Here is a 12,914-nt window from a genome sequence, read left to right on the forward strand (position 1 = left end):
GGATAATGACACCGTTGCTTTGGGGGCCTTTCCGGCAAAACAGGCAGGCCTGCCCACGACGTTACTCTTTGACTTCAGACCCTAAATTTACCGTGATTAACCGCAGACCGTCACGCCTGGCTTTACCCGGTGTAGTTGCTCGCTTTTATTATCCAAATGCGCACATAATAATAAAAATGAGGTCTTCAGCATTATTCATTTTCAGAATTATCGCACAAGGTATTACCTTAATCTGAAATGGCTGTTGGATGGTTGTTTTCGAAAACTTATACCCCGTATTATTTGATAATCATCTTTATCTCTGAAAAGGTCGTGTATGAGTAATTTTCTGCTATTAGCCCTGGCGGTGGTATTATTGTTAACATCATTATTTTGTGGTCTGTCATATGTTAAAGACAGAAGGAAACTTAAGATGCGTTTTAACAAAACCCGGCGTTAATTGATCGCTCTTGAGGATAGTGCAAGAGCGATGGCCGAGAATCGCGCCAGCTCTTGCTTTGTATCAATCTGGAATTTTTTCATGATGTTGATTTTATGAGAAAAAACGGTCTTATGGCTGATGCCCAGTTCTTGCGCTATCTGCTGATTGTTCATTCCCGTTTTTATCGCATCGATAATATAAAGCTGCGACTTGGTCAGTGTTAATCGTGGGCATTTAAGACACCGTTTGCTGTCTTTCTCCGGCCCCCCAGCAACGGGTTTGCTTGACGCTGTCAGACGGTTTGCGATTTGATTTTTTATGCTGCGCAGATCGGCGTTAATACTGATAAAAGTGGCATCACGCAGACAAAGCGGCAAGCGGTCAACCCGCGCGCCGCTGTCGCTGGGGACAAAAACAAAAATAGGTGTCTCCTGTGGTACCTTTTTGAAGCACGGGTGGCACAGGTAATGTTCACCGATTTCCATTTCTGTAAAAAGCACATCAGTCTGGCTAATGATCTCAGGTGAATATTCGTGAAGAGAAAAGGGCGTACGGATATTTTCTTCGATGGCGATCTCGAGAAGTAACTCGCAAATTCCCCGCTTCAGATAAATATTTTCAGTGTTAATTAAAAAATCAGTCATAGTAATGGTGAACACGAAATGGATAAAGGTTGATAGAATATTTAAAGCAAAATTGTTTTGCGAATATGGGCTTAGGATATTTCTAATAACCAATAAAAGCAACAAGTCCAAAATTGGACTTGTTGCGATGCTGTTGATATAAAAGTTTTGAAATCAGTAAGTTACAAATCTTAATCGCGTGTGCACTGTCAGCAATTTGGCACAAACTGCTTAAATTGCTTATAACGCATGCGTTAATTCTGGACTCAAATATATTAATTAAAGTTACTTATTCACAGTGTGAATTGCTATTTCAAAAAATACGGTGTGCAGGCGCTGATCCACGGTTAAATGTCACCAGAACGAGGCCTGCGGTTGTCATTGACGAGAAGGACGCTGGGTATAGACGCGCCGCTGCGGAGGGTGAACAGCAACGGCGTACAAAAGGATCAGTTATCAGGGTTGTTGGAAATGCCTTTCCAGACCATCCCCAGGCCGATCAACATCGACGCGAAGAGGGCGAACAAGGTGGTGGAGATAAAAATGCCGGTCATGGTGATGCCTCAGAAAGTGCGTATGCAGGTTATTAGGCACGGGACTGCGAGAAAGGTTCCTTGCCGGGCTGAGTATATTTCCATCAGTGGCTTTTCGGTTGGTGCCAGCAAGGCTAATGTCTTGTCAGCGCGCCTCGGGCGGGAGGTGATGTATGCGCTTGTCCCCACGCTGTCGCAAGGGGCAACTGTTGACAGGTGAGGTGGAGCAGTCCGGGCGTTGACATCCCTTTGAACAAGTTATATATACATGTCGCTTCTGTTTATTGCATGTTAAACAGCATCAGTTATGGGACTCAGAAGCGCCACTGCCCCCGCCGTCGGGCGGGGGGCACTCTGCCACCCGGCCTGGTTATTTTTTCCTGTGGCGAGTGATAAAAAATTTTATTTTCGCTCTTGAAAAATGCACTGCAGATATTATTTTATATAGCGGACAAGCAATGCTTGCCTTTATGTTGAGCTTTTGAATGGATATTCAGGAGGTTAATTATGGCACTCAAAACCTTGTCAGCACTCCCTGTTTTCGCTGATTCTCTTTTTGCCGATCGTTTCAACCGCATTGACCGTCTTTTCAGCCAGTTAACTGGCGATACGCCGGTGGGCACCTTGCCGGCCTATGATTTGCAGAAAATAGATGACAGTAATTTCCTGCTCAGCGTCAGCGTGCCCGGCTGGAAAGATGAGGAACTGGAAATAGAGACCGTCGGCGGTAATCTGCATATTACCGGTAAACGTGCAGAAACTGATCCCGGGACCGACGGTAGCCAGCGCTGGATATATAAAGGCATCCGCCGCGCCGATTTCCAGCTGAGTTTCTCGCTCCCTGAACATGCTCAGATTAATCAGGCGCAACTGGATAGTGGGATCTTAAAGTTGACTATCCACCAGGAGATCCCGGAGAGCGAAAAACCGCGAAAAATTGCCATTGAGAATCAGGGCCGGGTGATTGAACACAAAGTCTGATTCGGCAACAGTTTAAACGAGTATCCTGCTAAGGCCCGCGCTGCGGGCCTTTATTTTTCCCCCCGCACTGACGCAATCGGTCTACGGCCGGCGAGAGAACTCGATATGCTATTCTTTTAACTGGGGCGATGCTGCTGTTATTCCTTTGATATTTTGCGAGGGGGCTGAATGACAGACGAGATGAGTTACGATGCAAAACCGACCTCAGCGCTGACGGCGGAAGTGGCTCAGATGCTGGTTGCGCGTGGCTGGCGGCTAACCACGGCAGAGTCCTGCACCGGGGGCAATCTGGCGGCGGCGCTCTGTGCTCAGGCGGATACCGCGGCGTTTTATGATACTGGCGTCGTCACTTTCAGCGATGAAGCCAAACGAAACGTGCTGCAGGTTCGTGCGGAAACCCTGGCGGTACACAGCGCCGTCAGCGAAGCGTGCGTCCAGGAGATGTCGGCCGGTATTCTGGCAATCGCTGACGCCGATATCGCCATCGCCATCAGCGGCTACGCGGGACCGGAGGGCGGGGAAGATGGTACCCCCGCCGGCACGGTATGGTTTGCCTGGAATTTTCGCGGCCAGACCGAAACCAAACGGATGTGCTTTGCCGGCGACTGCGAGACCGTGGTGGCGAAAGCGGTACGATATGCCCTGGCGGCGTTGAGCGAAAAGCTTGCCCACTGGCAGTGACGATGCCCGGGGGCGTGGCCCTACAGGTCCGTTGCCTGGCGTGCTACCGGCCAGCAGACCTCCCCGATGCCGTTAAGGCACGGTCGGGAAAAGAGAAACCCCTGAAACAGACGAATGCCTACCGACTGCAGCCAGCACCACTCCTCAATGGTTTCGACGCCCTCTGCGACAACGGTGATGCCGAGATCTTCACAGCAGCGGACGACCGAGGCGACAATCGCCTGTTTGGTGCCGCTAATATGAATATCGCGCACCAGCTCCGCATCCACTTTGATTTTATCAGGCTGAAAGCGGGTCAGGAGCGACAGACCGGAGTAACCGGCGCCAAAGTCGTCGATGGCCAGCTTCATGCCGGCCACGCGCAGCGCTTTGAGAACTTTGCGGAACTGGTCGAAACAGGAGATAACCTCCGTCTCAGTCACCTCGATCAAAACCTGTTCTGGCCTGAGACCTGCCGCCAGCAGGTTGTCCATCAGCCAGCCTACGGCGTCAGGATGGTGATACAGCGAGCCCGGCAGCAGGTTGATCGCCAGCTGCTGTTTGCCGAGCGAAAGGCGGGCGGCAAGAGAGAAGGCGAACGCTTTGCTCTCGAGGTCGAAACGGTAGCGATCTTCAGTCGCAATGGCGGCAAACATTTCCACGGGTGAGCCGCCGGTCGGGCTGCGGATCAACGCTTCAAAGGAAGAGACCCGCCTTTTAGCCGGCTCGACGATGGCCTGCAGGGCGAACTGGCAGGGCTGGTCCGCCAGGTTGCGCGGCGAGGCGTTGCCCATTGCGGGAGTCATCGTCCAGCGAGAGGGTTGCAGAGACTCGGGCAGGCAATAGCGTCCGCCGTCGGCGATAAAGGCGCTAATCAGCCTGAACATGCGGTCGTTGATTGGCTCGGTTTCACCGAAGGTGCTGAAGCGCAGTATCGCTTCTACCGCGGCGTCGCTCTCATAATGGCGGAGATCCAGCATGCGCATCCCGACATCCCGGAAGCGGCGAAAGGCCGAGTAGTCGCGCATCAGCTCCACCACGTCGCGATGGCGGGGATCGCATTGTATTGCGCTGAATAACGACTCGAGGATTTCCTCATTTCCTTCCAGCACCTGAAAGAACTGCTGGCCATTAAACAGCAGAATGCCGGTTATCCCGAGGGGCATATTTTTCCCGCTGGCGCGATGAATAAGGGCGTCAAGATCGATCAGTGGCCAGGCAGGATCAACCTGGCTGCGGTAAATCAAGGTGGTTAGCATAGTCATTCCGTTCGCTGTAGCAGAGCCCGATGGCCTGTACAGAGCGAAAATAGGGAGGTTTGGCCATACCCTCAAGGAGGAGGCCAGCATTTTCTGACATTCAACCAACCGTGATGTCCGCTACGCGGAACGGGAGATTCACATGGTGATTCCCTCCACTCTACAGGGAATCGGATGTTTAGCTATCTTTTTATTACTGCGGTGATTCACGGGCGTTAAGGATGTCGCTAATCGTCAGGTTTGGCGGTAAGTCATATAATTGTGCCAAAAAAGCGGTTTGTTCTAAGCAAGAAGAGAGTATCCAGGATATACACCAGGTCGTATTCTTTCCAGAGAACTCGTATATTTCCGGGCGCAGAAAAAATGTAATTTTCAACAGTGCTGCAGGTAATATCACTTCCCGGGTACAAGAGCAATCCCGAGGATAATAGAGCGCTGTGAAGGTTTAACGTCTGGTTAATATCTGAATAAAACTATTAAATTGTTGCTGGCTCTGTAATTTAAACTTATGCATAATATGCTGTTTGTGTGAGTAAATGGTCTTATGACTAATATTTAATGCGGCCGCGATTTCATGCGGACTGAGGCCAATGCTGAATGCGTATATCACTCTCAATTGTGCTTCACTAACCGACCTACAAGAGCAGTTAATACAGCGTCTGAGACGATTAAAGGAATGGGGGACACTCGGGGTAGCGCAAGACATCACCGCCTTGGTTATTTCTTTTTTTAGAGTAGACGCCGTAGTCTGTTTATCAATAAATACCGCACTCTGAAGGCAATTCGGTAATTCAGAGGTGGTAAGGTGTTGTTCACTGGATTGCAGAATAAATAGCTTAAAACATTCGTTTGTCTCTTTGAATATGTCATGACACAAGTACCACTCCCCTGCAGTCATCTCTGTGAAAATAATATTCGCACTGGCAATGCCCTGTACGTTCCATTGCTGGGAAAGCGTGTATGTTGTCTGGTTGGAGGTATTCATAATCTCATGAATGAGCTCTGCAATCGCCATTCTAAAATAGTGATTTTTTATATTAAACAGAAAAGTGAGCATGTGACATCCCTGTTGGGCATAGCGAATGGAGGTGAGATAAAATAACGAAAAATAGTAATCCAGTTGCTATTAGACGGCGTAATCTAGGTCATATACTTCTCTAATGCAATATTTATCAGGGAAAGTGAGATAAAGGTTGGTGTGTGTAGGAATTTTCTTAGTGATTACCTGGCTGGTGAATATATTCCTGTATTTTCACCAGGGTAAACTTCTCTTACGGTAGGTTAAGGCAGGCTGATGAGGAGGGAGCGAGTAGCTTAAACAGAAGCCGTAACAACATGGCGAAAGACACCTGCTGGGCTTGATGAAAAATGGGGCAAAAACGCCCCAGCGGTACGAAGTCAGTTTGCCTCAGCCATCTTCCATTGCGTGAAGTCCATGGGGGGCGGATCGTGAAAGGTGGCCTGGCGGCCACCTTCGCGAATATCACAGTACAAACCACAGCAGCCAGGTGATCAGAAAGCCCGTCACTCCCATGATGGTCGTCAGCACGGTCCAGGTTTTTAACCCGTCCGGCACCGAGAGCCCGAGATAGCGCGTGACGACCCAGAACCCGGCATCGTTGACGTGCGATAACCCAAGCGAGCCGAAGCAGGTCGCCAGCGTCACCAGCACCAGCTGAATCGGATCCAGCCCGATAACCGCCTGAGACAGCAGACCGGAGGTGGTGAGGATCGCCACGGTAGCCGATCCCTGCGAGGCCCGGAGTACCAGCGAGAGCAGGAAGGCGGCGGGCATCAGCGGCAGATGAATGGTCTCCAGCGCCTCGGCTAAGGCATTGCCGATGCCGGAGGCGACCAGTACGCCACCAAAGGCGCCGCCGGCGCCGGCGACGAGGATCACATCCGCCGAAGAGGGGATCGCGCTGCCGGTGACTTCGCCCAGCTTTTTCAGGCTCATCCGCCGACGGATGCCCAGCGTCCAGCTGGCCAATCCCAGCGAGATCAGCAGGGCGACCGGCGGGGTACCAATGACGGTCATCAGCTGGCGAACCGCGTTTTCCGGCAGCAGCAGCGCCTGACAGAGTGTCCCGGAAACAATCAGCATGATGGGCACCACGATCAGCCCACTGATAACCAGCGCATTCGGCGGCGGCAGACGGGTCTGCTGCGCGTTAACCGAGAGGTCCGGCACTTCAGCCGTTTGCTGCTGCTCCAGCACGTTAATCGACAGATGATAATGGCGCCGATTGATAAACCGGGCGACAAAATAACCCACGATACCGACGACTATCGATACCCCAATTCCCGCCAGCATCAGCCAACCGACATCGCTATGCAGAATGCCTGCCGCCGCTGCCGCGCCAGGGTGGGTGGGCAGCGCGACGTGCACGGTTAACATCACTCCGGCCATCGGCAGGCCAAACTTCAGCGGCGACACGTGGGCGACTTTGCTGAAGCCGTAAATTAACGGAATGATGATGATAAAGCCGACTTCAAAAAAGACCGGCGTGCCGAGAATAAAAGCCACGATGGTTAAGGCGGCAATGGTCCGTTTTGCACCCAGTACGCCGGTCAACGTTTTCGCCAGCGATTCGGCGCCGCCGGACATTTCAATCAGCACCCCCAGCATAGAGCCCAGAATAATAATGCTGGCGATGTGACCAAGCAGGCCGCCCATGCCTTTTTCAATGGTGGTAATAATTTTATCTGCCGGAATGCCGGTGGCGAATGCCACCAGCAGGCTGACGATCAGGAGCGCCACAAAAGGATGTGCTTTCGCTTTGATCACCAACAGGAGCAACAGCACTACGCTGGCTAACGCAATAAGTAACAGCGCCGATGTCGACATAGGTTTGCCTCGGGTATTAACAGGTGTACAGAGAGTTATTTTTTTAGAAAACGGCGTTTATTTTTTCCGGTAGGCCGAGAACCACCCCAGCCCGGAAAGCGTGTCTGCTCGGGGGATATATTCGCAGCCGATCCAGCCGTCATAACCGGTTTTATCCAGTAGCGCATAGAGCCACGGATAGTTTATTTCGCCCTCATCCGGTTCATGACGGTCGGGCAGGGAGGCAATCTGAATATGGCGATACTGGCCGGCATATTCGGTAATGAGATGGCTTAAATTGCCGTCTACCTTCTGCGCGTGAAACAGATCTAACTGCACCGCGACGTTCGGCCTGTCGACCCGTTTCACCATCTCCAGCGTTTGATATTGGCTGTGGTAGAGATAGCCCGGTTTGGTCTGAGGATTCAGCGCTTCGATGAGTATCCGCTTGTCGTGGCGGGCAAAGCACTCCGCTGCGTAGCGCAGATTATCGATAAGCACGGCCTCGCAGGCTGCGCGATCCATCCCCGGCTGTACCACGCCGGCCATGATATGCACCTGCGGGCAATCCAGCTGGCAGGCATACTCCAGCGCCAGCTGGATCTGCTGGCGGGCCTCGGCGCTTCTGCCTGGCACCGCGGCGAGCCCCCATTCTCCGGCGTTGACGTCGCCGGGCGGGGTATTGAACAGCACCAGCTGCAGCTGGTTTTCCTGCAGGCGCTGTTTAATTTCCCCGGCGTCATACTCATAGGGAAACAGAAACTCCACGGCTTCAAAACCCGCGCGGGCAGCGGCGGCGAACCGGTCCAGGAACGGCAGCTCGGTAAACAGCATGGTTAAATTAGCAGCAAATTTTGGCATGGTTTTATCTCAGTTCATCCACTTCGTCAGTGGTCAGGTAGCGGATCTCACGGTTGCCGAGGGTAAATATCAGCCGCGCGGTCTCTTCCAGCTCTTCGGTATTGTTGGTGGCTTCGCGCAGCGATGAGCCGGTGACCACCGGACCGTGGTTGGCCAGTAAAAAGGCGTTATAGCGCGGCGCCAGCCCGGCCAGCGCCTGGGCAATACGGTCATCGCCCGGTCGGTAGTAGGGAACCACCGGGACGTCGCCGACACGCATCACCACATAGGGGGTAAAGGGACGAATACAGTTGTGCGGATCGAGCCCCTGCAGGCAGGAGAGCGCGGTCAGATAGTGGCTGTGTAAGTGGACGATCGCCTTGCAGGCCGGGTTGTGCAAATAGACCGCCCGGTGAAAAGTGACCTCTTTCGACGGTTTGTCGCCGGAGATCCATTCACCTTGCAGCGTCACCACCGACAACCGATGTGCCTGCAGTTCGCCGAGGCAGGAGCCGGTCGGCGTCGCCAGCAGGTTGCCGTCCGGCAGCAGCAGCGACAGATTGCCGGCGGAGCCAGTGGCATAGCCGCGGCTAAACAACGAGGCGCCAATCTGCACCATTTCATCTCGCAGCTGTTGCTCAGTCATGACGAAACTCCTGCTGGGCACGGGCAAAGAAGTGGATATCGCCGAAGTTACCTGACTTCAGCGCCAGGGAGAGCGGCTGGCGGGTGTCACGCACCCAGGGCACGCCGGGGGAGATGGTCGGCCCAATATGGAACGCCTCGACTCCCAGCGTCTGCGCCACAATGCTCGATGTTTCCCCTCCGGCCACAATAAACCGGGTAAATCCTTTCGCCTTCAGGGCGGCGGCAAGGGCGGCAAACAGCTGTTCCACCCGTTCGCTGCTGGCCTTGTCGCCATACTGCGCCTGGATCCGCTGCAGCGTTTGCGGCTCGGTGGTGGCATAGATCATCGGCGCCAGCGGCGCATCGCGCTGCGCGTCCACCCAGTCAGTCAGCGTCCTGACGTAGCTCTCCAGATCGGTAAAGCAGGCGCTTAAGTCGACGGCGCGGGCGGGGGCCTGTTCACGATAGGCCGCCACCTGGCTGTTGGTCATCACCGAGCAGGAGCCCGAGAGCACCACCGCCGGGCCGGCCAGCGGCATGCCCGCCTGAGCGCTTTCACCCCGGGCGCCATGACGTTGCGCCCAGTCGCGGGCGAGGCCGATGGCGAGACCGGAACCGCCGGAGACCAGCTTCATCTCTCGCAGCGCTGCGCCCTGGGTGAGCAAATCCTGTTCACTGAGGGCGTCGAGCACCACATAGCGCACCGCCGGATCGCTGATTGTCGCCAGCGCGGCGGCGACCGCCTCCGGTCCCCGGTCGACAATCGGCCAGGCAATCAGCGCGGCTTTTCCGCGCCCCTGGCGCTCAATTAAGCGGCCCAGGTGCGCATCCTCCATCGGCGTCACCGGATGGTGGCGCATCCCGGACTCATTCAGCAGTTGCTCGCCGACAAACAGATACCCCTGATAGACCGTGCGGCCGTTCACCGGCAGCGCCGGGGAAATGACCGTCCGCGTCTCGCCCAGCTCGGCCAGCAGGGCATCCAGCACCGGGCCAATGTTGCCCTGCGCGGTGCTGTCGAACGTGGAACAGTACTTGAAGTAGAATTGCTGACAGCCCTGGGCCTGCAGCCAGCGCAGCGCGGCCAGTGACTGGCTGACGGCGCTTTCCGCCGGGCAGGAGCGGGTTTTCAGGCTGATGACCACCGCCTCGCTGGTCAGCGGAAGATCGCGGGTCGGCACGCCATTCAGTTGCACCGTCGGCATGCCGTTGCGCACGAGAAAGCTGGCGATATCCGTGGCGCCGGTGAAGTCATCGGCAATGACACCAAGCTGCATGTTATCTCTCCTCACTGTTTGTGGCCCGGCAGGGTGATGCCGTTGAAAATCTTGATCACCGCGCTGTCATCTTCCCGGCCGAATCCGGCATTGCTGGCGGAGGTGAACATATTTAGCGCGGTGGTGGCGAGCGGCAGCGGGAAGGTCAGCGCCCGGGCGGTGTCATTCACCAGACCGAGATCTTTGACAAAAATATCGACGGCGGATTTTGGCGAGTAATCGCCATCCAGCACGTGCTGCATGCGATTCTCAAACATCCAGGAATTACCCGCCGCGTGTGTCACCACGTCGTACATCGTCTCCAGCGGGATCCCGGCGCGGGCGGCCAGCGCCATCGCTTCGGCGGCAACGGCGATATGCACCCCGGCCAGCAGCTGATGAATAATCTTTACCGTCGAGCCAAGGCCAATGTCGCTCCCGATGCGGTAGACTTTGCCGGCCACAGCGTCCAGCACCGGCGCGAGGCGGGCAAAGGCGACATCGCTCCCGGAGGCCATCACCGTCATGTCGCCGGCGGCCGCTTTCACTGCGCCGCCCGATACCGGCGCGTCAAGCATCAATAGCTGGTATTCTGCCAGCGCCGCGGCCATCGCCTGGGCATCGGCGGAGGCGATGGTGGACGACACCATCACGACGGTGCCCGGCTTCAGATGGGCGGCGAGGCCGGTTTCGCCGAACAGGATCCCCCGCACCTGGGCGGCATTGACCACCAACAGCACGACCGCATCCAGTTCAGCGGCGAAAGGCACCGCGCTGGGCCCCGCGCCTTTGGCGCCCGCCGCCAGCAGTGCGCGACAGTTGTCGGGGTTGATGTCAACGCCCCAGGTGTTCAGGCCCGCCTGCAGGCAGGCGCGGGCGGCGCCCATGCCCATTGAACCCAGTCCAATCACGCAGACGTTAGTGTGTGCAGCCATGATGGTCTCCTTGTGAATATTAGTTAATTAATGTGATTTAATGATAGAATAAAGCGTTATCATGTGAAGTAATGTGAGAGCTATCACGAATAACCCACATGAATATAAAAAATTCACAGGCGGAAAGAGGCTGCACAACGGCGATTCTTGCCCTAAAATAGCGTAAAAACAGTGGTAAAGCGCGATAACAATACAGGGTGTCGCCAGGCCCGCAGCCCGAGTGGTGACGCCTGGTGTGAAAAAATGGTAAGGGGAGAGCGGTGATTCCAATAGAACGACATCAGCGTATTTTAGCCCTGGTGGAGCAGCGTGGGGCGGTAAGCATCAATGAGCTGACGGAGATCCTCGGCGTGTCCCATATGACCATCCGTCGGGACGTCAGTAAACTGGAGGAACAGGGGCTGCTGGTCAGCGTCTCGGGCGGCGTGCGCGCCGTCAGCCGGCTGGCCACAGAACCCAGTCATCTGGTGAAAAGTACCCTGCAGAGTGAGGAGAAACAGGCGATTGGCGCGCTGGCGGCGAGTCACATCGCCAAAAACAGCTGTATCTATCTGGATGCCGGGACCACCACCCTGGCGCTGGCGCGGGCGATCCTCGACCGGGATGATCTGCAGGTGGTCACCAATGATTTTGAGATAACCCAACTGCTGATCGATGCCAGCCAGTGCGGCGTGATCCACACCGGCGGCACGCTGTGCCGGGAGAATCGCTCCTGCGTGGGCGAATCGGCGGCGCGAACGTTACGCCACCTGGCTATCGATACGGCCTTTATCTCCGCCAGCGGCTGGGACAGCCGCGGTATTTTCACCCCTGATGAGAACAAGGTTACCGTCAAGGAGACCGTCAGCCAGGTCAGCGCAAGAAGCATCCTGCTGTGCGACAGTTCGAAATACAATCAGGTGGCCACGTTTATGGCGTTACCCTTGACCCGGTTCACCACCATCATTACTGACCGGAATCTGTCCGATGCCGCCGCCAGTCATATCGCCCGGCACGCCTGCGAGGTGCTGAGGGCCGGATAACGCGTGCCTACCGCCGGGTTAGCGTTGCCAGTGTTCGATCAGCGCTGCGCCGATCCCGGCGATATGTTGATTACGCTCGGCCATACTCGCCGGGGTATCCCGCAGGTAGATCACCACAATGCGCTCCGCTTTGCCGTCCGGGCCGAGCAGGGCGACAATGCCGCGCGCACCCCGTTCGCCAGCCCCGGTCTTGTCGGCGATAAACCAGCCCGCCGGCAGCACGGCGCGGATCAGCGGGCCGGCAACCCGATCGTCCACCATCCACTGCAGGAGCTGCTGCTGTGAACGGGCGCTCAGATGCTGCGCGGTCAGTAGTTTACGCAGCGTGGCGGCCATGCTGGCCGGGGTAGTGGTGTCGCGCATGTCGCCGGGAAGCGCCTCATTCAGTGCCGTTTCCCAGCGGTCAAGGCGGGTGACGTTGTCACCGATTTGGCGCAGAAAGGCGGTCAATCCCGCGGGGCCGCCGACGGTGGCCAGCAGCAGATTGCCGGCGCTGTTATCGCTCATGGTGATGGCGGCGGCGCAGAGTTCGCCGATCGTCATCCCGTCGACAAGGTGTTTTTCGCTGACCGGGGAGTAGTCCACCAGATCCTGCTGGCGGTAGTGGATCCGCCGATCCAGTTGTTCGACCCCGGCATCCACCCGCGCCAGCACCGCGCCGCACAGCAGCACTTTAAAGGTGCTCACCATGGGAAAGCGTTCATCGGCGCGCCAGGCGGCCAGCGTGCGGCCGCTGGCCAGATCCATTTCCACCATCCCCACGCGGCCCGACAGCTGGCTTTCGCTTTGTTTAATCTGCTCAAGCGGCTGTGGACCGGCGTCTACCGCCAGTGGCAGGGTGGCTAACAGGGAGATAACACACAGGCGAACATAACGCATAACCGCAATACTTCCTTGAGTGAGGGCCGATAAAGGCGAGCAAAGGAGCGA

The 12,914-nt window shown here is 55.8% G+C and carries 14 protein-coding genes and 1 pseudogene; 5 read left to right on the forward strand and 10 right to left on the reverse strand.

Annotated features, from left to right (window positions below; all coding sequences use genetic code 11):
* Positions 1–316 precede the first annotated feature (316 nt).
* Positions 317–439 carry a small membrane protein gene (locus CWM54_RS29470; RefSeq protein ID WP_012541799.1) on the forward strand — a complete coding sequence of 41 codons (123 nt, stop codon included), beginning with the start codon at positions 317–319 and terminating at the stop codon, positions 437–439.
* Here the strand turns inward: CWM54_RS29470 and CWM54_RS04575 are convergent.
* The gene (locus CWM54_RS04575) at positions 436–1,065 is read right to left on the reverse strand and encodes a helix-turn-helix transcriptional regulator (protein WP_100680568.1); all 630 of its coding nucleotides are present in this window, start codon (positions 1,063–1,065) and stop codon (positions 436–438) included. The two genes, CWM54_RS29470 and CWM54_RS04575, sit on opposite strands and share 4 nt — an antisense overlap.
* A 428-nt stretch (positions 1,066–1,493) precedes the next feature.
* The gene (locus CWM54_RS29420) at positions 1,494–1,589 is read right to left on the reverse strand and encodes a YnaM/YnfT family protein (protein WP_272482055.1); all 96 of its coding nucleotides are present in this window, start codon (positions 1,587–1,589) and stop codon (positions 1,494–1,496) included.
* Here CWM54_RS29420 and CWM54_RS28380 point away from each other — a divergent pair.
* The 3 genes and pseudogenes from CWM54_RS28380 to CWM54_RS04595 form a co-directional block, all read left to right on the forward strand.
* A pseudogene (locus CWM54_RS28380) lies at positions 1,549–1,641 on the forward strand (hypothetical protein); the annotation flags it as partial. The gene CWM54_RS29420 and the pseudogene CWM54_RS28380 sit on opposite strands and share 41 nt — an antisense overlap.
* Before the next feature lie 443 nt (positions 1,642–2,084).
* On the forward strand, positions 2,085–2,558 hold the full coding sequence (locus CWM54_RS04590; protein WP_100680175.1) for an Hsp20 family protein: 474 nt from the start codon (positions 2,085–2,087) through the stop codon (positions 2,556–2,558).
* Positions 2,559–2,726: 168 nt separating this feature from the next.
* On the forward strand, positions 2,727–3,239 hold the full coding sequence (locus CWM54_RS04595) for a 2-oxo-tetronate isomerase (RefSeq protein WP_100696174.1): 513 nt from the start codon (positions 2,727–2,729) through the stop codon (positions 3,237–3,239).
* Positions 3,240–3,259: 20 nt separating this feature from the next.
* On the opposite strand, the gene CWM54_RS04600 is transcribed toward CWM54_RS04595, so the two are convergent.
* The 7 genes from CWM54_RS04600 to ltnD all read right to left on the reverse strand — a co-directional run bounded on the left by CWM54_RS04600 (position 3,260) and on the right by ltnD (position 10,962).
* Positions 3,260–4,477: a diguanylate phosphodiesterase gene (locus CWM54_RS04600; RefSeq protein WP_100696176.1), complete on the reverse strand. Its 1,218-nt coding sequence runs from the start codon at positions 4,475–4,477 to the stop codon at positions 3,260–3,262.
* A 445-nt stretch (positions 4,478–4,922) separates the two neighbouring features.
* Positions 4,923–5,534, reverse strand: coding sequence for a helix-turn-helix transcriptional regulator (locus tag CWM54_RS04605; RefSeq protein ID WP_100696178.1), 612 nt, complete (start codon positions 5,532–5,534; stop codon positions 4,923–4,925).
* Positions 5,535–5,960: 426 nt separating this feature from the next.
* Positions 5,961–7,325, reverse strand: coding sequence for a GntP family transporter (locus tag CWM54_RS04610; protein WP_100696180.1), 1,365 nt, complete (start codon positions 7,323–7,325; stop codon positions 5,961–5,963).
* Between the two features lie 57 nt (positions 7,326–7,382).
* On the reverse strand, positions 7,383–8,165 hold the full coding sequence (locus CWM54_RS04615; protein WP_100696182.1) for an HPr family phosphocarrier protein: 783 nt from the start codon (positions 8,163–8,165) through the stop codon (positions 7,383–7,385).
* A 4-nt stretch (positions 8,166–8,169) separates the two neighbouring features.
* The gene (locus tag CWM54_RS04620; RefSeq protein ID WP_100680178.1) at positions 8,170–8,790 is read right to left on the reverse strand and encodes an aldolase; all 621 of its coding nucleotides are present in this window, start codon (positions 8,788–8,790) and stop codon (positions 8,170–8,172) included.
* Complete coding sequence (gene otnK / locus CWM54_RS04625; protein WP_100696184.1) at positions 8,783–10,048, reverse strand: 3-oxo-tetronate kinase; 1,266 nt, start codon at positions 10,046–10,048, stop codon at positions 8,783–8,785. Before otnK ends, CWM54_RS04620 begins: the two co-directional genes overlap by 8 nt.
* An 11-nt stretch (positions 10,049–10,059) precedes the next feature.
* A complete protein-coding gene (ltnD, locus tag CWM54_RS04630) occupies positions 10,060–10,962 on the reverse strand; it encodes an L-threonate dehydrogenase (RefSeq protein WP_100696186.1) in 903 nt (300 codons plus the stop codon).
* Positions 10,963–11,222: 260 nt separating this feature from the next.
* On the opposite strand from ltnD, the gene CWM54_RS04635 reads away from it, so the two are divergent.
* Positions 11,223–11,984, forward strand: a complete 762-nt coding sequence (locus CWM54_RS04635) for a DeoR/GlpR family DNA-binding transcription regulator (protein ID WP_074385925.1) — start codon at positions 11,223–11,225, stop codon at positions 11,982–11,984.
* Positions 11,985–12,002: 18 nt separating this feature from the next.
* Here CWM54_RS04635 and blaLEN read toward each other — a convergent pair whose 3' ends face one another.
* Positions 12,003–12,863, reverse strand: coding sequence for an LEN family class A beta-lactamase (gene blaLEN, locus CWM54_RS04640; RefSeq protein WP_100696188.1), 861 nt, complete (start codon positions 12,861–12,863; stop codon positions 12,003–12,005).
* Between the last annotated feature and the right edge of the window lie 51 nt (positions 12,864–12,914).

It is taken from the genome of Klebsiella sp. D-Nf1 (genome assembly GCF_002810515.1).
Classification (GTDB): domain Bacteria; phylum Pseudomonadota; class Gammaproteobacteria; order Enterobacterales; family Enterobacteriaceae; genus Klebsiella; species Klebsiella variicola.

What these genes read in the sequence shown, in the direction of transcription:
- CWM54_RS29470 (WP_012541799.1), top strand. Translation starts at nt 317, where the DNA reads ATGAGTAATTTTCTGCTATTAGCCCTGGCGGTGGTATTATTGTTAACA.
- CWM54_RS04575 (WP_100680568.1), bottom strand. Translation starts at nt 1,065, where the DNA reads ATGACTGATTTTTTAATTAACACTGAAAATATTTATCTGAAGCGGGGA.
- CWM54_RS04590 (WP_100680175.1), top strand. Translation starts at nt 2,085, where the DNA reads ATGGCACTCAAAACCTTGTCAGCACTCCCTGTTTTCGCTGATTCTCTT.
- CWM54_RS04595 (WP_100696174.1), top strand. Translation starts at nt 2,727, where the DNA reads ATGACAGACGAGATGAGTTACGATGCAAAACCGACCTCAGCGCTGACG.
- CWM54_RS04600 (WP_100696176.1), bottom strand. Translation starts at nt 4,477, where the DNA reads ATGCTAACCACCTTGATTTACCGCAGCCAGGTTGATCCTGCCTGGCCA.
- CWM54_RS04605 (WP_100696178.1), bottom strand. Translation starts at nt 5,534, where the DNA reads ATGCTCACTTTTCTGTTTAATATAAAAAATCACTATTTTAGAATGGCG.
- CWM54_RS04610 (WP_100696180.1), bottom strand. Translation starts at nt 7,325, where the DNA reads ATGTCGACATCGGCGCTGTTACTTATTGCGTTAGCCAGCGTAGTGCTG.
- CWM54_RS04615 (WP_100696182.1), bottom strand. Translation starts at nt 8,165, where the DNA reads ATGCCAAAATTTGCTGCTAATTTAACCATGCTGTTTACCGAGCTGCCG.
- CWM54_RS04620 (WP_100680178.1), bottom strand. Translation starts at nt 8,790, where the DNA reads ATGACTGAGCAACAGCTGCGAGATGAAATGGTGCAGATTGGCGCCTCG.
- otnK (WP_100696184.1), bottom strand. Translation starts at nt 10,048, where the DNA reads ATGCAGCTTGGTGTCATTGCCGATGACTTCACCGGCGCCACGGATATC.
- ltnD (WP_100696186.1), bottom strand. Translation starts at nt 10,962, where the DNA reads ATGGCTGCACACACTAACGTCTGCGTGATTGGACTGGGTTCAATGGGC.
- blaLEN (WP_100696188.1), bottom strand. Translation starts at nt 12,863, where the DNA reads ATGCGTTATGTTCGCCTGTGTGTTATCTCCCTGTTAGCCACCCTGCCA.